The following is a 17414-nucleotide window of genomic DNA, read 5'->3' as shown; positions in this document are numbered from 1 at the left end:
CAGGCTGCGCCCCCAGGCGCTAGCGGTTAAAAACGCGGTTTTCCTGCTCGGAAACCCGGATAAAGGTGGTGCGTTTGGTCAGCTCTTTCAGGCGCTCTGCCCCTACATAGGTGCAGGCGGAACGCAATCCACCCAGAATATCGCGCGCGGTTTCCGCCACCGGCCCGCGCAGTGGCAGCTTCACGGTTTTTCCTTCCGCTGCGCGATATTCCGCGACGCTGCCAACATGACGCTTCATCGCCGATTCAGAACTCATGCCATAAAACAGCATGAAACTTTCGCCATTCTCCTCAACGACCTGGCCTTCACACTCATCATGGGCCGCCAGCATCCCGCCGAGCATCACGAAGTCAGCCCCGCCGCCAAAGGCTTTGGCGATGTCACCCGGCACGGAACAGCCGCCGTCACTGACAATCTGACCGCTTAAGCCGTGCGCCGCATCGGCACATTCAATAACCGCAGAGAGCTGCGGATAGCCGACGCCGGTTTTAACCCGCGTAGTGCACACCGAGCCAGGACCGATACCGACTTTCACAATATCCGCCCCTGAGAGGATCAGCTCCTCCACCATTTCGCCGGTGACCACGTTACCGGCACAGATGGTTTTGTTTGGGAAGGTTTCACGGGCACGTTGCAGGAAGTCGACAAAATGTTGTGAGTAACCATTAGCGACGTCGATGCAGATAAACTGCAAATCCGCTGACAGCGCCATAATCGCCACCAGTTTGCTGAGGTCGGCGTCTGAGGTCCCGGTCGAAACCATCACCTGTTTCAGCACCTCAGTGGGTACGCGCTGAATAAATGCGCGCCAGTCGTCTACGCTGTAGTGTTTATGTACCGCGGTAAGAATATTGAAGCTGGCCAGCGCTTCGGCCATCAGGAAGGTACCCACTGTGTCCATGTTCGCGGCGATAATCGGTACTCCGCTCCAGCTCAGAGCTGAATGTCTGAAGGTAAAGCGGCGTTCCAGCTCAACCTGCGAGCGGCTTTTCAGGGTGGAACGTTTTGGGCGGATTAAAACGTCTTTAAAGCCCAGTTTTAAATCTTCTTCAATACGCATAAATAGTGTCCTGGTAGGTGGCAACGAACCGCAGTTCGCAGAATAAGCACAGCTCCAGTGAGCTAATGATACGCGCCTCAGGCCATGCGACAAGACTGCGAATTTCACTTTATTTACGCTACAATCCGCTTAATTCAGTTGAAAATTACCGGTGTGATCTGGCGCGCACTTTGGCTTTTTTAACCAGATCATTACCCTGAAATCATCTCCGAACGAGAAGTCAGGTGAGAAATATGCCCTTTATCGTCGCGCTTACCGGCGGGATCGGCAGTGGTAAAAGTACGATTGCTCAGCAGTTCGCGGCGTCAGGCGTGGAAATTATTGATGCTGACCTGATCGCCCGTGAGGTGGTCGAGCCGGGCACGCCCGCCTTGCAGGCGATTGAGGCACGCTATGGTGCCTCGATAGTCACGCAACAGGGGACACTCGACCGCGCCCGGCTGCGCGACATTATTTTTCAGCAGCCGGAGGAGAAAAGCTGGCTAAACGCGCTGCTCCATCCGCTGATTAATGCCCGGACAAAACAGCTGATCGCCGAAGCCCACTCACCTTATGTGCTCTGGGTGGTGCCACTGCTGGTGGAAAATCAGTTACAGCGCCAGGCTGATCGGGTACTGGTGGTTGATGTCGATGAGGCGACACAGTTAGCGCGCACTCAGCAGCGCGATCATCTCTCTGTCGGGCAGGCTAAACGTATTCTTGCGGCCCAGGCCACGCGCCAGCAGCGCCTCGCCTGCGCCGATGACATTATTGATAACAGTGGCGAGCCTGACGAAGCCTTGCCACAGGTTGCCGAGCTTCATCAGCGCTACCTCAGGCTGGCGGCAGCGAAACAGGATTAACATCATGAGCACACCCGTTCTGTTTGAACACCCGCTGAATGAAAAAATGCGAACCTGGTTACGGGTAGAGTTTCTGATTAACCAGTTAGATGAAACCACCCCACTGGATAAAAGCGTTAATGCACTGACCTTTTTTCGCCTGATTGGCGAACTGCTCGATATTTTTGAGCGCGGTGATATGCGGACTGAACTGCTGAAAGAGCTGGATCGCCAGCAGCAAAAATTACGTGCCTGGGCGGATGTTCCCGGCGTTGATATGACGCTGGTGGAAGCCCTGCGCGACAGGTTAAAAGCACAGTCAACGCAGCTGATGAATGCGCCACGCATGGGTCAGCAGCTGCGCGAAGATCGTCTGATTGCGCTGGTGCGTCAGCGGCTGAGCATCCCCGGCGGCTGTTGCAGTTTTGATCTGCCAGGTCTGCATATCTGGCTCCATCTGCCGCAGGAAACCCGCGATGCGCAGGTCGACGCCTGGATGCAGACTCTGGAGCCGCTACACCATACCCTGGCGATGATCCTCGATCTGATCCGCCAGTCCGCCGCGTTTCGGGTGCAGACCAGTCTTAATGGTTTTTATCAGGATAACGCTGAGGGAGCCGATCTGCTGCGGCTACAGCTGTCGCTGGAGGATGCGCTCTATCCTCAGGTTTCCGGGCATAAAAGCCGCTATGCTATTCGTTTTATGCCATTTGATAGCGATCGGGGTGAAGTGCCAGCCCGACTTAACTTTCAACTGGCCTGTTGTTAGAGGTGAAAATGCAGCAAGACGTAATGACCGTCGCCTGTCCACAGTGCGGCAAAGATGTTATCTGGGATGAACTGAGTCCGTGGCGTCCCTTTTGCAGCAAGCGCTGTCAGCTGATCGATTTAGGTGAGTGGGCCGCCGAGGAGAAACGCATTCCCAGCAGCGGCGACATGAACGACAGTGACACCTGGAGTGAAGAAGATCGCTGATCACAGGATGGGGCGCTGCGCCCCATCGGGTCAGATCTCGCCGGCAATCAGGCGGGCGATTAATGGGTGGTTCGCGGCCGGGAATTCGTCCGCGACCAGCGCCTGCTGATCCACCCAGCGCTGCGGTTGGCCCTCTTTGCCCCACGGCTCCCCTTTCCAGCCTTCAACCAGAAAGAAATGCAGCGTAACCCGCAGATCTTCATAGCTGTGGTCGGCGTGACCAATCGGCTGCGCCTGCGTCACCTCGATGCCGGTCTCTTCATGCAGTTCGCGTATCAGCCCCTGTTCGGCGCTTTCGCCCGCTTCAATTTTACCGCCGGGAAACTCCCACTTGTTCGCCATGTAAGAGGTAGCCGCGCGCTGGGCAAGGAAAATTTGTTTATTGGCATTGCGGATGATGCCAACCGCAACCTGTAGGTGCTTCATGGAGACTATCCCGGTATTGATCGGTGAGTGAGGTCTGATTCTAGAACATGACGTCGCGGAAGTTAACCATCGGGCCGGTTACGCCGTGGGATAACGCTGACTGCCACCTCTGCGGCAATAAAAAAGGAGCCAGCGGCTCCTTTTTTGTCAGCGTTTAGTCTCAGGCGATACGGCCATGACACTGCTTATATTTTTTGCCGGAACCGCATGGGCAGGGATCGTTGCGTCCGACTTTACGTTCGCCACTCTGCTGCGCCAGCGCCTCTGCGGCCAGCGTCTCTTCTTCAACGTGGCTCAGCTGCTGTTGCTGCGCCAGACGCTCAGCCTCTTCACGACGCTGCAGCTCCATCGCTTCCACCTCTTCCGGCATCCGCACCTGGACCTTACTCAGCGTGCTGATCACTTCATATTTCAGTGACTCAAGCATCGCGGCGAACATGGAGAAGGATTCACGCTTGTACTCCTGCTTCGGATCTTTCTGCGCATAGCCGCGCAGATGGATGCCCTGACGCAGATAGTCCATCGCCGCCAGATGCTCTTTCCACAGTGAATCGAGCGTCTGAAGCATCACCCCTTTTTCGAAGTTGCGCATCATTTCCGCGCCTACGATCTCTTCTTTGGCGGCATAGCTCTCCATCGCATGGGTCATGATGCGCTCACGCAGCACCTCTTCATGCAGGTCAGGCTCTTTATCCAGCCATTCAGCAATCGGCAGATTGAGATCGAAGTCCGCGCGCAGACGCTCTTCCAGGCCCGGCACATCCCACATCTCTTCCAGCGACTGTGGCGGGATGTAGGTGTCAATGGTCGCTTTATAGACGTCGTAGCGGATGCTGTTGATGGTTTCGCTGACATCCGACACATCCAGCAGCTCATTACGCTGGCTGTAGATGGCACGACGCTGGTCGTTAGCCACATCGTCATATTCCAGCAGCTGCTTACGCACATCGAAGTTACGGCTTTCAACTTTACGCTGTGCGTTGGCGATCGCTTTGGTGACCCACGGATGCTCAATCGCTTCGCCTGGCTTCATGCCCAGTTTACGCATCATATTTGAGACGCGATCGGAGGCGAAAATACGCATCAGCGCATCTTCCATCGACAGGTAAAAGCGTGAGGAACCGGCGTCACCCTGACGACCCGCACGACCACGCAGCTGGTTATCGATACGACGTGATTCGTGACGCTCAGTGCCCACAATGTGCAGACCGCCCGACGCCAGCACCGCGTCATGACGAACCTGCCATGCGGCCTTAATCTGCTGGATCTGCTCTTCTGTCGGATCTTCCAGCTCAGCCACTTCGGCGTGCCAGCTGCCGCCCAGCATAATATCCGTACCACGACCGGCCATGTTGGTCGCGATAGTCACCGCGCCAGGCTGACCCGCCTGGGCCACGATTTCCGCTTCGCGGGCGTGGAATTTGGCGTTCAGGACGTTGTGCTTGATACCGGCACGGGTCAGCTCATTAGAGACAACCTCCGATTTCTCAATCGAGATGGTTCCCACCAGCACCGGCTGACCGTTCGCCGTGCGCTCACGAATATCTTCGATGATGGCATCGATCTTCTCTTTCTCGGTCATGTAGACCAGGTCAGGCAGATCTTTACGCACCATCGGGCGGTTGGTCGGCACGACAATCGTATCGAGTTTATAAATGGAGCTGAATTCGAACGCTTCGGTATCCGCCGTACCGGTCATACCGGCCAGTTTTTCGTAAATACGGAAGTAGTTCTGGAAGGTGATCGACGCCAGCGTCTGGTTCTCGTTCTGGATCTCTACCCCTTCTTTCGCTTCAATCGCCTGGTGCAGACCATCAGACCAGCGACGTCCCTGCATGGTACGACCGGTGTGTTCATCAACGATCACCACTTCGCCATCTTTTACGATGTAATCGACATCACGGGTAAATAGCGCATGGGCACGCAGCGCCGCCGTGACGTGGTGCATCAGCATGATGTTGGTGGGTGAGTAGAGTGACTCGCCCGCTTCCATGATGCCCTGGCTGACCAGCAGCTCTTCCACTTTCACCAGGCCGCGCTCTGACATGTGAGCCTGGCGCGCTTTCTCATCCACCCAGAAGTCGCCTTCACCCTGGTGGGTTTCGCTATCTTCTTTATCCTGGCGCACCAGATGAGGGATGATCTTGTTCACTTTGGTGTAGAGATCAGAGCTGTCTTCCGCCGGACCGGAAATAATCAGCGGCGTACGCGCTTCATCGATCAGGATAGAGTCGACCTCATCCACCAGCGCATAGTGCAGTTTACGCTGTACACGCTCTTCCGGGCTGAACGCCATGTTGTCGCGCAGGTAGTCAAAGCCATATTCGTTGTTGGTGCCGTAGGTGATGTCTGCGGCGTAGGCTTCACGCTTCGCCACCGCCGGCAGGCCCGACATGTTGATACCGATGCTCAGGCCGAGAAACTCAAACAGTGGACGGTTATTTTCCGCATCGCGCTGGGCCAGATAGTCGTTGACGGTCACCACGTGCACGCCTTTGCCGGACAGCGCGTTCAGGTAGGCTGGCAGCGTCGCGGTCAGGGTTTTACCTTCACCGGTACGCATCTCAGCGATGCAGCGATCGTTCAGCACCATACCGCCGATCAGCTGCACGTCGAAGTGACGCATGCCGAAGACACGTTTACTCGCTTCACGTACGGTAGCGAACGCTTCCGGGATCAGGCTCTCCAGTGTTTCGCCCTTTTTCAGACGCTCACGGAACTCGTCAGTTTTGGCTTTCAGTTCATCGTCAGAGAGCTTCTCAAAGTCCGGCTCCATCTTGTTGATGACGTCCACCACCTTACGCATACGACGCAGGGTACGATCGTTACTGCTACCAAAAACCTTGGTTAATATTTTGCTTAACATAATCAATATATTCTCAATTCAGCCGGGCCATACCGGACTGCGAAATCTAAACAGAGTGAATAAAACCAGAAAGATTAGCAGAACAATCGGACGGGTCCGGCGCGAATGCCATGCACGCTGGCATGCCATTCTACCCATGAGCGGGCAGCCGCTACGTAAAGCGGAGGTGTGGCGATCTGCTGCGGCGCCGCATGCAGCGCGGTATGAGAGGTCAGTAAGCTGTGCAGAGAATCGATCAGTGCCAGCTTTTGTGCCGCCAGCGGTAGTGCCTGTTTTTCCGCCCGCGCCTGGGGTGCCAGCGTGAAAGAGAGATGACGGATAACCGTGCGGATAGCGTGCTGATGCCAGTAATCCACGCTGAAACTGGGACGCCGGGCCGCTTCCTGGAGGCGGATCAGATGGTCAAAGCGTGTGGCATTGCCGAGAAAAAAGGTGCTGGTCGGCGATTCAGGGGAGGCGTTGAGTTCCGAACTTTGCGCACAGGCTGGCAGGCCAAAGCTGGCCGCTACCATCCCTAACAGGAGATGAGGCCAGAAATAGCGTCTACCTAATTGTCGCCAGCGCAGAAGAATCCCGATCACAACCTTTCCATCGCGCATGCTCTGTTGCGCTCTCGTTTTCGTTCACCCGCCGCGAGCCGCAGCGGTATTCGGCCTGTAAAAGCGCCACAGATAGTAACACTAATGCAGGTCATCCACACCTGGGATTAGAGTGGCAGCGTGAGAAAACAGGCGCGATTGTTCAGCAATTCAGCAGATAAAAAGGGGTGTTGCGAGCGGCGTCGCAATCAGCAGGAGTGATCTCAGGAGCAAAAAAAACGGCTGGCGCCGCTGACCGGAGAGGGTGTCAGCATAACCAGCCGTTTCACGTTCTGTGACAGTTAAGCCAGAACCAGATTCGGCGCTTTGAACGCCAGCGGCAGTTCCGCTTCGTCTTCGAAGGTTGCCCATTCCCAGGCTTCCTGCTTCGCCAGAACCGCTTGCAGCAGCTTGTTGTTCAGCGCGTGACCCGATTTGAACGCAGCGAATGCGCCAATAATGTTGTGGCCACACATAAACAAGTCGCCAATCGCGTCCAGCATTTTGTGACGAACAAACTCATCTTCAAAACGCAGGCCTTCTTCGTTCAGTACGCGGAAATCATCCAGACCTATCGCACAATCTAAGCTACCGCCCAGGCACAGGCCTTTAGATTGCAAATATTCGATTTCACGCATAAAGCCAAAGGTACGCGCGCGGCTGATTTGACGAACAAAGGCGTCAGCGGAGAAATTCATCGCATAACGCTGCGAGCTGGAGTCGATAGCCGGGTGTTTAAAGTCGATGGTGAAATCGAGCGAGAAACCGTTAAACGGCTTAATCTCAGCCCACTTGTCACCCTCTTCCACACGCACGGTCTGCTTAACACGCACAAATTTCTTCGCGCTGTTGAGCTGCTCGATACCCGCATCCATCAGCAGATAGATAAACGGCGCTGCGCTACCATCCATGATCGGAATTTCTGGTGCATCGACTTCAACAATAATGTTGTCAATACCCAGCCCCGCCAGAGCGGCATTAAGGTGTTCGACCGTTGAAATACGCACGCCTTCATCATTCACCAGGCAGGTGCTCAGCATGGTGTCGCGCACGTATTTTGCATCAGCCGGAAAATCTACCGGTGGATTCAAGTCGGTGCGACGATAGATGACCCCGGTATTAGCCGACGCAGGGCGTAATGTCAGTGTGACTTTCTTGCCGGTATGCAAACCAACACCAGTCGCCTGAACAATACGTTTTAATGTCCTTTGTTTGATCATCGTATTATCTCGCAGTTTCACCTTTCCGACCGCTAGTATACTTTACCAGCGGGCAGATACTTTAGCACAAAGAGCGGGGAATCCCAATTCCAGGGTTATTCCTAATCAGCCTGCTTACGTAAAAAGGCTGGAATATCAAGATAATCTGGCTCTTTATTCGACTGTGCAGCCTGGTCGTTAACCACTTTAGCGGCCGGTTTCTGCTCCTGCGGCAGCGGTGACATCCCGTGCTGCTGATAACGATGATCCATCACAGGCTGGCTGGCTGGCTTGTTGGTAACCAGGGTGATTTCAGGACGTTTGTCCATGCCGATACCGGTTGCCACCACAGTGACGCGCAGTTCGTCGTTCATCTCTGGATCCAGCGAGGTGCCGATGACCACGGTCGCGTTGTCTGAAGCGAAGGCGCGGATGGTGTTACCCACGGTTTCGAACTCATCCAGACGCAGGTCGAAGCCCGCAGTAATGTTGACCAGCACGCCACGCGCGCCTGACAGATCAATATCTTCCAGCAGCGGGCTGGAGATCGCCATTTCAGCCGCTTCTTCGGCACGGTCTTCACCGCACGCCACGCCTGAGCCCATCATCGCATAGCCCATTTCGGACATCACGGTGCGCACGTCAGCGAAGTCGACGTTCATCAGACCCGGACGGGTAATCAGCTCGGCGATACCCTGCACCGCGCCTTTCAGCACATCATTGGCAGCGCCAAAGGCATCCAGCAGCGAGATACCGCGGCCCAGCACCTTCAGCAGCTTGTCGTTGGGAATGGTAATCAGTGAATCGACATGCTTAGAGAGTTCAGCAATCCCCTGCTCGGCAAACGCCATGCGTTTTTTGCCTTCGAAGTTGAATGGCTTGGTGACGACAGCCACGGTCAGGATGCCGAGATCTTTCGCCACTTCCGCGACCACAGGCGCTGCACCGGTACCGGTACCGCCGCCCATGCCGGCTGCGATGAACACCATGTCTGCCCCTTCCAGCGCAGAACGCAGTGCTTCGCGATCTTCTTCTGCAGAGTTACGGCCCACTTCCGGGTTCGCACCCGCACCCAGACCTTTGGTAATGTTATTACCGATCTGAATCGTCTGGCCGACCGCTGTTTTACGCAACGCTTGCGCGTCGGTATTCACAGCAAAGAATTCCACACCTTCGATACGTTCGCGTACCATGTGCTCTACGGCGTTACCGCCGCCGCCACCGACGCCGATGACTTTAATCACCGCGTCGTTGGTTAATTCCATAGGTTCAAACATGATTTCTCTCCGTTATGTGCCTGTCGCCTGGAGATCACTAAAGAAAACAGCATGATCTCCTTTCACAAAAATTAAAACTCTTTTTTTAACCAACTGTTAATACGCTTGAACCAGTTACCTACTGAAACCCGTTTTTCGGTCTCTGTATCCCCGTTCATGTGCGACTCTTTGCCGTAATGCAACAGTCCCACGGCGGTGGAGTAGTACGATTCCTGCGCATAATCAGTCAGGCCGGTAATATTCAGCGGTTGTCCGATGCGTACCTGTGTATGGAATACACGTTGCGCACAGGCCGCCAGTCCCTCGATTTGCGCTGCACCACCCGTCAGGACAATGCCTGCCGCTAAATGGTGTTTCACGCCCTGCTGACGCAGTTGTTCCTGTAATTGCAGAATCTCGTCATTGACCAGATTCAGAAGTTCGGTGTAACGCGGCTCAATCACTTCTGCCAGCGTCTGACGTTGCAGGCTGCGCGGTGGACGTCCACCCACGCTCGGCACTTCAACGTTCTCATCTTTGCCAACAATCGACCCCAGCGCGCAGCCGTGTCGCACTTTGATCGCTTCCGCGTCGGTTGGCGGTGTACCAAACGCATAGGCAATATCGCTGGTGACGACGTTGCCCGCATACGGAATAACCTTAGTGTGCCGTAAAGCGCCGCCGGTATATACGGCTATGTCCATTGTACCGCCACCAATATCGACAACACACACGCCCAGCTCACGTTCGTCTTCGGTTAAGACGGCAAAACTGGAGGCCAGACCGGCGAAAATCAGCTGATCCACCTTCAGGCCACAACGTTCAACCGCTTTCACGATGTTCTTCGCCATATCGTTGTGGCAGGTGATCAGGTGCACTTTCGCCTGCATGCGCACGCCGGAAAGGCCGACCGGATTCTTAATCCCTTCCTGATAGTCGATGGCATATTCCTGCGGAATCACGTGCAGAATGCGATGCTCGTCACGTACTCTTACCGACTTAGCGGTATGCACCACGTTCTCCACATCATCCTGAGTCACTTCCTCTTCCGAAATCGGAACCATCCCGATTTCGTTCTGACAACTGATATGTTTGCCCGATAAAGCAAGGTAGACGGAGGAGATCTGGCAGTCTGCCATCAGCTCAGCCTGATCGATGGCGCGCTGCACGCATTTCACCACCGACTCAAGGTCGTTTACGCCACCTTTGTCCATACCGCGGGATGGACAGCTGCCCACCCCAATAATGTTGACCATACCATCGGGCAGAATTTCCCCAACCAGGGCGGCAACTTTCGCAGTGCCGATTTCGAGTCCAACTACCAGTTTTCTGTCCGTTGCCTTGATCATTGTTGTTTAGCCTGTGCCTGGTTCTGTTGCTGATTACTGTCCTGTGGCTCCATCACGACCGGCGTCCAGCCAACAGAAGCGCCCGAGTCATATCGCAAATCCACGTAGCTGATACGTTTACTCTCGTTCTGGCCTTGCTGTTGCAGCACCGGGTAGAGCTCAATAAATCGGTTGAGTCGTTTCATGGTGTCGCTGCGTCCCAGTTCGATACGCACATCATCACTGGTGACCAGCTGCCATGAACGCCGGGCCGTCATCGACGCGGCCTTAAGGGTAAACTTCCGGGCCTTCAGCACATCATCCATGCTGTGATAGCCCGCCAGGACCTCTTTCTCACTCCCCTCAGGCCCATACAGCATCGGCATTGTCTCTTTGCCGACATGGCTGGCGGGTACGCTGAAGGAGACCCCGTCAGCGTCCACCATATGTAAATCGTTCCAGCGCGCCACCGGGGTGTATTCCACCAGATGGATCTTCAGTTCGTCCGGCCACTGTTTGCGCACGCTGACCTGCTTGATCCACGGCAGCCGCTCAATCTGCTGCTGTAAAATATCGACATCCTGCGACATAAAAGTCCCCGGCGCGCCGAGGGACAAAATCGCCTGACGAATATCGTCATGGGTGGTGTAGTGCGTTTGTCCGGTCACCACCAGTTTTGACAAGGGCAGGCGGGAAGCATCGTTCATCCACTTCAGCACCACCAGCCCGCCGGAAATCATAATGCCCACCACCATCAGCAGAAAAATAATGCCGAACAGTCGGGCTCCGTTACTGCGCCCGGTGCTGATACGCTCCTGCGGTTCACGGTTTCGGACTCTCATCGCCGCCTGTGACATATCAGTCGGCCAGCTCCAGAATATGGGCAACCAGCTGCGGGAAACTGATCCCCGCCTGTTTTGCCGCCATCGGCACCAGGCTGTGGCTGGTCATGCCTGGCGAGGTGTTGGCTTCCAGCAGCTGGAAATTCCCTGCGCTGTCGGTCATCACATCCACCCGTCCCCAGCCGCGACATCCCAGCGCACGCCAGGCGGCCAGTACCAGCTGCTGCAATTCCGCTTCACGCTCCGCACTCAGATCGGCCGGACAGAGGTACTGAGTATCGTCAGAAATATATTTAGCTTCATAGTCATAGAACTCGCTGGCGCTCTTTATTTCAATCGTGGGCAGAATGCGATCGCCCACAATCGCGACGGTATACTCCGCGCCGCTGAGAAACGCCTCGACCAGCACGTCATTATCGTGCCGGAACGCCAGTGCCAGGGCTGCGGGTAAGTCGGCCAGATCGTTCACCCGGCTGATGCCGACGCTGGAGCCTTCACAGGCTGGTTTGACGAACAGCGGCAGGCCCAGCGCCGCGATGGCGGCATGAGTCCCGGCGTCGATTCCGGCTTCAGAGTGCTGACGGGTCAGCCAGACAAAATCGCCTGACGGCAGACCACGCCCCTGCCACAGCAGTTTGGTCCTTAGCTTGTCCATGGTCACGGCCGAGGCCATCACGCCGCTGCCGGTGTAAGGCAGCTGAATGAAATCCAGCACCGCCTGCATGGTGCCATCTTCTCCGCCCCGGCCATGCAGCGCGATAAAGGCTTTGGTAAAGCCCTGCTCTTTCAGCGTCAGCACCGGCACATCGCGGGTATCAACGCCATGGGCGTCGATGCCCATCTCCCGTAATCCGGCGAGTACCGCCTGACCTGAATTCAGCGACACCTCGCGCTCAGCCGAGGTTCCGCCCATCAATACCGCGACTTTGTCAGCCATGACGATCCTCCGCTTTACGTTCTGGCTGGAGCTTAGCGTCAGCCAGTTTGCGGGCCACCTTGCCGACGTTACCGGCACCCTGCACCAGAATCAGGTCATTGCCTGACAGCAGCGGTGCCAGCATCTCCGGCAACGCATCATGTTCCGGCACCAGAATCGGATCGACTTTGCCCCGGCTGCGAATAGCGCGGCAGAGTGAGCGGCTATCGGCCCCCGGAATGGCGGTTTCACCGGCGGAGTAAACGTCCAGCATCAGCAAAACATCGACATGCGAGAGCACGTTGGCAAAATCATCAAACAGATCGCGGGTGCGGGTATAGCGGTGCGGCTGAAACACCATCACCAGTTTTTTATCGGGCCAGCCCGCACGCGCCGCTTTAATCGTCGCGTCGACTTCGGTGGGATGATGACCGTAGTCATCGACCAGCATCGCGCTGCCTGGCTGACCGTTGACCGGCTCTGTCGGGAACTCACCCAGCAGATCGAAGCGGCGGCCGGTGCCCTGGAAACTCTCCAGCGCGGCGAGAATGGCGTTGTCATCAATGCCCTCTTCACTGGCGACGGCAACCGCGGCGGCGGCGTTCAGGGCATTATGGCGACCTGGCGCATTCAGCGTGATGTGCAGCGGCGCTTTCTCCTGACGGATCAGCGTAAAGTGCCCCTGTGAGCCGCGCTGGTGGTAATTTTCAATGCGCAGGTCCGCGTCATCGCTGAAACCGTACGTGGTGATCTGACGCCCTACGCGTGGGATCAGGTCACGGATAACCGCATCATCCACACACAGTACCGCGCGTCCGTAAAACGGCAGGTTGTGCAGGAAATTGATAAAGGTCTGCTTCAGGTTCTCAAAGTCGCCCTGATAGGTATCCATATGATCAGCTTCGATGTTGGTCACAATCGCCACCATCGGTTGCAGATGCAGGAACGACGCATCGCTCTCATCCGCTTCAGCAATCAGGTAACGGCTGCTGCCAAGACGCGCATGGGTGCCCGCCGCTTTGACCAGGCCGCCGTTAACGAAGGTCGGATCGAGACCGCCCTCGGCATAAATGCTCGACACCATCGCCGTGGTGGTGGTTTTGCCGTGGGTGCCGGCCACCGCGATGCCATGACGGAAACGCATCAGTTCAGCCAGCATTTCCGCGCGACGGATCACCGGAATGCGCTGTTCCCGCGCCGCCACCAGTTCCGGGTTGTCCTGCGCAACCGCGCTGGAGACCACTACGACGCTGGCGTCGGTCACGTTTTCGGGGCGATGGTTAAAATAAATGGTGGCACCCAGCGCGATCAGATTCTGCGTCACCGGGTTAGGGGCCAGATCAGAACCGCTGATATGGTAGCCTTCATTCGCTAACACTTCGGCAATACCGCCCATGCCAGCACCGCCGATGCCGACAAAGTGGATGTGCCGGACGCGACGCATCTCGGGCACGATAGAACGCAGTTTTGCCAATTGTTGTGTATTCATCGCTTTCAATTACCTGCTCTTTCAGTTTGTACCCAAACCGGGTACAGGTCAGACCCGCTGACCGGAATGATTACTTTGCGGCGCGAGCCACTTCCTGCGCGACCCGTTCAGTCGCGTCGGGGATCGCCACCTGACGGGCCTGCTCAGCCATCGTCAGCAGTGTGGCGCGGTCCCAGTGGCGTACCTGATCCGCTACAGCCTCCGCAGTAAACTGCGGCTGCTCAAAAATTCTGGCCGCGCCCGCTTTTTCCAGCGGCAGCGCGTTCCAGTACTGCTGGCGATCTTTATGCTGAAACGGCACGAAAATCGCCGGTAATCCGGCGGCGGCGACTTCACTCACCGTCAATGCCCCGGAACGACAGACCACCAGATCGGCCCAGGCGTAGGCGGCGGCCATGTCATCAATAAATTCGGTCACTTTATGCTGCGTCTGACCCACCTGCTGATAGGCTTTTTCCACCTCAGCCAGCGCACCTTTGCCGGTCTGATGCCACAGCGTGATTTCGTCACCGGCCAGCGCCGCTACCTGGGGCAGCGTCTGGTTCAGTACCCGCGCGCCCTGACTTCCGCCGATCACCAGGACTCTTATCGGACCGGTACGCCCGGTTAAACGCACGGCGGGCAGCGGCAGCGCCAGCACATCGGTTCGAACCGGATTCCCGACCACGTCAGCGGCGGGAAACGCGCCCGGAAACGCCTGAAGCACTTTTGTGGCAATTTTCGCCAGCCATTTGTTGGTCAGGCCGGCAATGCCGTTCTGCTCATGCAACACTACCGGAATGCCGCAACTCCAGGCCGCTAAACCGCCGGGACCAGAGACATAGCCGCCCATCCCCAGCACCACATCCGGCTGCCAGGCTTTCATGATGCGACGCGCCTGACGCCATGCGTTGAAGATGCGCAGCGGCGCCAGTAACAGCGCTTTTATCCCTTTACCGCGCAATCCGCTGATGCGGATAAAATCGATGTCGATGCCATGTTTAGGCACCAGGTCCGCTTCCATCCGGTCGGCGGTGCCTAACCAGCGAACCTGCCAGCCCTGTTCCATCAGATGATGGGCGACAGCCAGACCGGGAAAAACATGTCCACCGGTTCCGCCCGCCATCACCATCAATCGCTTACCGCTCATCGACCACCTCGGGTAAACGCCTGCGCTTTCGCCAGGCGCGTTTCATAATCTATGCGTAACAAAAAGACGATAGCGGTCGACATAATAATCAGACTCGACCCGCCATAACTGATCAGCGGTAACGTCAGACCTTTGGTCGGCAGCATACCGGCTGCCGCGCCGACGTTAACCAGCGCCTGAAAGCTGAACCAGACACCGATGGAACAGGCCAGGAAGCCGGAAAAACGCTGATCCAGCTCCAGCGCACGACGGCCAATCGACATCGCACGAAAAGCGACGAAGAATACCATTAAAAGTGCCAGTACCACACCGATGTAGCCGAGTTCTTCACCGATGATGGCGAAAATAAAGTCGGTGTGCGCTTCCGGCAGATATTCCAGCTTTTGCACCGAGTTACCGAGTCCCTGCCCCCAGAATTCGCCCCGGCCAAAAGCCATCAGCGACTGGGTCAGCTGGTAGCCACTGCCGAAGGGATCTTCCCACGGGTTCCAGAACGAGGTGACGCGACGCATACGGTAAGGTTCCGCGATGATCAGCAGCACCACGGCAAAGATGCCGGAGCCGATAATCGCCAGGAACTGCCACAGCTTGGCTCCCGCCAGAAACAGCATCGCCAGCGTCGTCACAAACAGTACCACCACCGTTCCGAGGTCCGGCTGCGCCAGCAGCAGTACCGCCAGCACCACCATCACGCCCATCGGCTTACAGAAGCCCCAGAAGTTATTGCGCACCTCTTCCACTTTTCGCACCAGGTAGCTGGCGAGATAGCAGAACAGGGAGAGTTTCGACAGCTCCGCCGGCTGGATACGCAGCGGACCCAGCGCGATCCAGCGCGAGGCGCCGTTAACCGAGCTACCGACCACCAGTACAATCAGCAGCATCGCGACCGTCACCATCAGCATCACGTTGCTGTAGCGCTGCCAGAAATCCATCGGCACCCGCAGCGTGACCAGCGCCATGCCGACCGCCAGCGCGATATAGAAGGCGTCACGCTTGGCGAAGTAAAACAGATCGTCATTCAGACGCTGTCCCACCGGCATAGAGGCGGAGGTCACCATCACAAAACCGATCACCGCCAGGCCGAGCGTCAGCCACAGCAGCGTGCGATCATAGAGCACCAGCGAAGAGTCATCGCTTTCACGCGCGCCCATCACCCAATCTTTCAGCCGTCCTGAGAAATAGTGCGCCAGTCCGGCGCCAGGAATACGCATCAGCTCAGCTCCTTCACCAGTTGCGCGAACTGTTCACCGCGCTGCTCAAAGTTACGGAACTGATCCAGGCTGGCGCAGGCTGGTGACAGCAGCACCATATCGCCCGGTTTAACCTGCGGCGCGATCTGCTCCATCGCCTGGCGCATCGTTTCGGTACGCACCGCGATCTCCGGGCGCAGCGACGCCAGCGCATCCCCGTCACGGCCAAAGCAGTAGATCCGTACCTTGTCGCCCTGGAGCCAGGGCGTCAGCGGCGTGAAATCCGCGGACTTGCCATCACCGCCCAACAGCAGCCACAGGGTTCCCTGTACCTGAAGGCCATTCAGCGCCGCTTCAGTGCTGCCGACGTTGGTCGCCTTAGAATCATTAATCCAGCGCACGCCCTGATGCTCATGCACCAGCTGGAAGCGATGCGCCAGGCCGGTAAAGTGAGTCAGCGCCGCCAGGCTGGAAGCGCGCGGCAGCCCCACCGCATCCGCCAGCGCCAGCGCGGCCAGCGCATTGGTATAGTTATGCTGTCCCACCAGCTTCATTTCAGCGGTGTTCAGCACTTTCTCACCCTTGACCCGCAGCCAGACACTGCCCTGCTGCTTGTTGAGGTGATAGTCGCCAAAATCGACGCCAAAACTGACACAGCGGGCGTCCGCGCCGCGTACCGGCATGGTCAGGGCATCATCCGCGTTCACCACGCAGACCTGCGCGCCTTCATAGATGCGCAGTTTGGCGGCGCGATACTGCTGCATGCCGAGCGGATAGCGATCCATATGATCTTCGCTGACGTTGAGCACGGTCGCCGCCGCCGCTTTCAGGCTATGGGTGGTCTCCAGCTGGAAACTGGACAGCTCCAGCACATAGAGCTGCGCCGGAGATTGCAGCAGGCTCAGCGCCGGCAGACCGATATTGCCGCCCACGCCCACCTGCCAGCCTGCGGCTTTCGCCATCTCGCCCACCAGGGTGGTGACGGTGCTTTTGCCGTTAGAGCCGGTGATCGCCACAATCGGTGCCTGGGCCTCGCGGCAGAACAGCTCAATATCACCGACAATTTCAATGCCAGCGCTGACCGCTTCACTGAGGATCGGATGGGCCAGCGCCACGCCCGGACTGGCAACAATCAGATCGGCCGCCAGCAGCCAGTCGCCGTTGATGCCGCCCAGATGACGTTCAACCTGCGCGGGCAGTTTATCCAGTCCCGGCGGCGACACACGGGTATCCATCACGCTGGGGGTAACCCCCTGCGCTAAAAAGAAATCAACACAGGAGAGCCCGGTCAGGCCCAGCCCGATGATGACTACTTTTCTGCCCCGATAGTCAGCCATGA

16 protein-coding genes are annotated in these 17414 nt (G+C 57.0%); 3 read left to right on the top strand and 13 right to left on the bottom strand.

Going from position 1 to position 17414, the window contains the following annotated elements; translation table 11 throughout:
* Positions 1-19: 19 nt before the first annotated feature.
* Positions 20-1060, bottom strand: coding sequence for a GMP reductase (locus ACCW71_RS11640; protein ID WP_436371473.1), 1041 nt, complete (start codon positions 1058-1060; stop codon positions 20-22).
* A gap of 233 nt (positions 1061-1293) precedes the next feature.
* Here ACCW71_RS11640 and coaE point away from each other — a divergent pair, with 233 nt between their 5' ends.
* Genes coaE through yacG form a run of 3 tightly spaced genes read left to right on the top strand, consistent with a single transcriptional unit; the run spans position 1294 to position 2856 of the window.
* Entirely contained in the window at positions 1294-1902 is a 609-nt protein-coding gene (gene coaE / locus ACCW71_RS11635; RefSeq protein ID WP_436371471.1) for a dephospho-CoA kinase, read from the top strand.
* A 4-nt stretch (positions 1903-1906) separates the two neighbouring features.
* Positions 1907-2650, top strand: coding sequence for a cell division protein ZapD (zapD, locus tag ACCW71_RS11630; RefSeq protein ID WP_436371469.1), 744 nt, complete (start codon positions 1907-1909; stop codon positions 2648-2650).
* Between the two features lie 8 nt (positions 2651-2658).
* A complete protein-coding gene (gene yacG, locus ACCW71_RS11625; RefSeq protein WP_436371467.1) occupies positions 2659-2856 on the top strand; it encodes a DNA gyrase inhibitor YacG in 198 nt (65 codons plus the stop codon).
* Between the two features lie 30 nt (positions 2857-2886).
* On the opposite strand, the gene mutT is transcribed toward yacG, so the two are convergent.
* The 12 genes from mutT to murD all read right to left on the bottom strand — a co-directional run bounded on the left by mutT (position 2887) and on the right by murD (position 17412).
* Complete coding sequence (gene mutT, locus ACCW71_RS11620) at positions 2887-3282, bottom strand: 8-oxo-dGTP diphosphatase MutT (protein WP_436371465.1); 396 nt, start codon at positions 3280-3282, stop codon at positions 2887-2889.
* Between the two features lie 160 nt (positions 3283-3442).
* Positions 3443-6148, bottom strand: coding sequence for a preprotein translocase subunit SecA (secA, locus tag ACCW71_RS11615; RefSeq protein ID WP_436371463.1), 2706 nt, complete (start codon positions 6146-6148; stop codon positions 3443-3445).
* A 74-nt stretch (positions 6149-6222) separates the two neighbouring features.
* On the bottom strand, positions 6223-6729 hold the full coding sequence (secM, locus tag ACCW71_RS11610; RefSeq protein WP_436371461.1) for a secA translation cis-regulator SecM: 507 nt from the start codon (positions 6727-6729) through the stop codon (positions 6223-6225).
* Positions 6730-7028: 299 nt separating this feature from the next.
* Positions 7029-7946: a UDP-3-O-acyl-N-acetylglucosamine deacetylase gene (gene lpxC / locus ACCW71_RS11605; RefSeq protein WP_436371655.1), complete on the bottom strand. Its 918-nt coding sequence runs from the start codon at positions 7944-7946 to the stop codon at positions 7029-7031.
* A gap of 101 nt (positions 7947-8047) precedes the next feature.
* Positions 8048-9202 carry a cell division protein FtsZ gene (ftsZ, locus tag ACCW71_RS11600; RefSeq protein ID WP_009092127.1) on the bottom strand — a complete coding sequence of 385 codons (1155 nt, stop codon included), beginning with the start codon at positions 9200-9202 and terminating at the stop codon, positions 8048-8050.
* Positions 9203-9273: 71 nt separating this feature from the next.
* Positions 9274-10530 carry a cell division protein FtsA gene (gene ftsA / locus ACCW71_RS11595; RefSeq protein WP_436371458.1) on the bottom strand — a complete coding sequence of 419 codons (1257 nt, stop codon included), beginning with the start codon at positions 10528-10530 and terminating at the stop codon, positions 9274-9276.
* Positions 10527-11366, bottom strand: a complete 840-nt coding sequence (gene ftsQ / locus ACCW71_RS11590; RefSeq protein ID WP_436371456.1) for a cell division protein FtsQ — start codon at positions 11364-11366, stop codon at positions 10527-10529. Before ftsQ ends, ftsA begins: the two co-directional genes overlap by 4 nt.
* 1 nt (position 11367) lies before the next feature.
* Entirely contained in the window at positions 11368-12288 is a 921-nt protein-coding gene (locus ACCW71_RS11585; protein ID WP_436371454.1) for a D-alanine--D-alanine ligase, read from the bottom strand.
* A complete protein-coding gene (murC, locus tag ACCW71_RS11580; RefSeq protein ID WP_436371451.1) occupies positions 12281-13756 on the bottom strand; it encodes a UDP-N-acetylmuramate--L-alanine ligase in 1476 nt (491 codons plus the stop codon). Before murC ends, ACCW71_RS11585 begins: the two co-directional genes overlap by 8 nt.
* Positions 13757-13826: 70 nt before the next feature.
* Positions 13827-14885, bottom strand: a complete 1059-nt coding sequence (gene murG / locus ACCW71_RS11575) for an undecaprenyldiphospho-muramoylpentapeptide beta-N-acetylglucosaminyltransferase (protein ID WP_436371450.1) — start codon at positions 14883-14885, stop codon at positions 13827-13829.
* Entirely contained in the window at positions 14882-16096 is a 1215-nt protein-coding gene (ftsW, locus tag ACCW71_RS11570; protein ID WP_436371448.1) for a cell division protein FtsW, read from the bottom strand. Before ftsW ends, murG begins: the two co-directional genes overlap by 4 nt.
* On the bottom strand, positions 16096-17412 hold the full coding sequence (gene murD / locus ACCW71_RS11565; RefSeq protein ID WP_436371446.1) for a UDP-N-acetylmuramoyl-L-alanine--D-glutamate ligase: 1317 nt from the start codon (positions 17410-17412) through the stop codon (positions 16096-16098). The genes ftsW and murD overlap by 1 nt, the downstream gene beginning before the upstream one ends.
* Between the last annotated feature and the right edge of the window lie 2 nt (positions 17413-17414).

The sequence above is a fragment of the Pantoea sp. C2G6 genome, from assembly GCF_051336815.1.
Classification (GTDB): Bacteria; Pseudomonadota; Gammaproteobacteria; order Enterobacterales; family Enterobacteriaceae; genus Pantoea.
Note: the sequence above shows the minus strand (reverse complement) of the source record. Positions and strands in the feature narration are given on the sequence as shown.

Coding starts and splice junctions, on each gene's coding strand:
- ACCW71_RS11640 (WP_436371473.1), bottom strand. CDS start 1,060: ATGCGTATTGAAGAAGATTTAAAACTGGGCTTTAAAGACGTTTTAATC.
- coaE (WP_436371471.1), top strand. CDS start 1,294: ATGCCCTTTATCGTCGCGCTTACCGGCGGGATCGGCAGTGGTAAAAGT.
- zapD (WP_436371469.1), top strand. CDS start 1,907: ATGAGCACACCCGTTCTGTTTGAACACCCGCTGAATGAAAAAATGCGA.
- yacG (WP_436371467.1), top strand. CDS start 2,659: ATGCAGCAAGACGTAATGACCGTCGCCTGTCCACAGTGCGGCAAAGAT.
- mutT (WP_436371465.1), bottom strand. CDS start 3,282: ATGAAGCACCTACAGGTTGCGGTTGGCATCATCCGCAATGCCAATAAA.
- secA (WP_436371463.1), bottom strand. CDS start 6,148: ATGTTAAGCAAAATATTAACCAAGGTTTTTGGTAGCAGTAACGATCGT.
- lpxC (WP_436371655.1), bottom strand. CDS start 7,946: ATGATCAAACAAAGGACATTAAAACGTATTGTTCAGGCGACTGGTGTT.
- ftsZ (WP_009092127.1), bottom strand. CDS start 9,202: ATGTTTGAACCTATGGAATTAACCAACGACGCGGTGATTAAAGTCATC.
- ftsA (WP_436371458.1), bottom strand. CDS start 10,530: ATGATCAAGGCAACGGACAGAAAACTGGTAGTTGGACTCGAAATCGGC.
- ftsQ (WP_436371456.1), bottom strand. CDS start 11,366: ATGTCACAGGCGGCGATGAGAGTCCGAAACCGTGAACCGCAGGAGCGT.
- ACCW71_RS11585 (WP_436371454.1), bottom strand. CDS start 12,288: ATGGCTGACAAAGTCGCGGTATTGATGGGCGGAACCTCGGCTGAGCGC.
- murC (WP_436371451.1), bottom strand. CDS start 13,756: ATGAATACACAACAATTGGCAAAACTGCGTTCTATCGTGCCCGAGATG.
- murG (WP_436371450.1), bottom strand. CDS start 14,885: ATGAGCGGTAAGCGATTGATGGTGATGGCGGGCGGAACCGGTGGACAT.
- ftsW (WP_436371448.1), bottom strand. CDS start 16,096: ATGCGTATTCCTGGCGCCGGACTGGCGCACTATTTCTCAGGACGGCTG.
- murD (WP_436371446.1), bottom strand. CDS start 17,412: ATGGCTGACTATCGGGGCAGAAAAGTAGTCATCATCGGGCTGGGCCTG.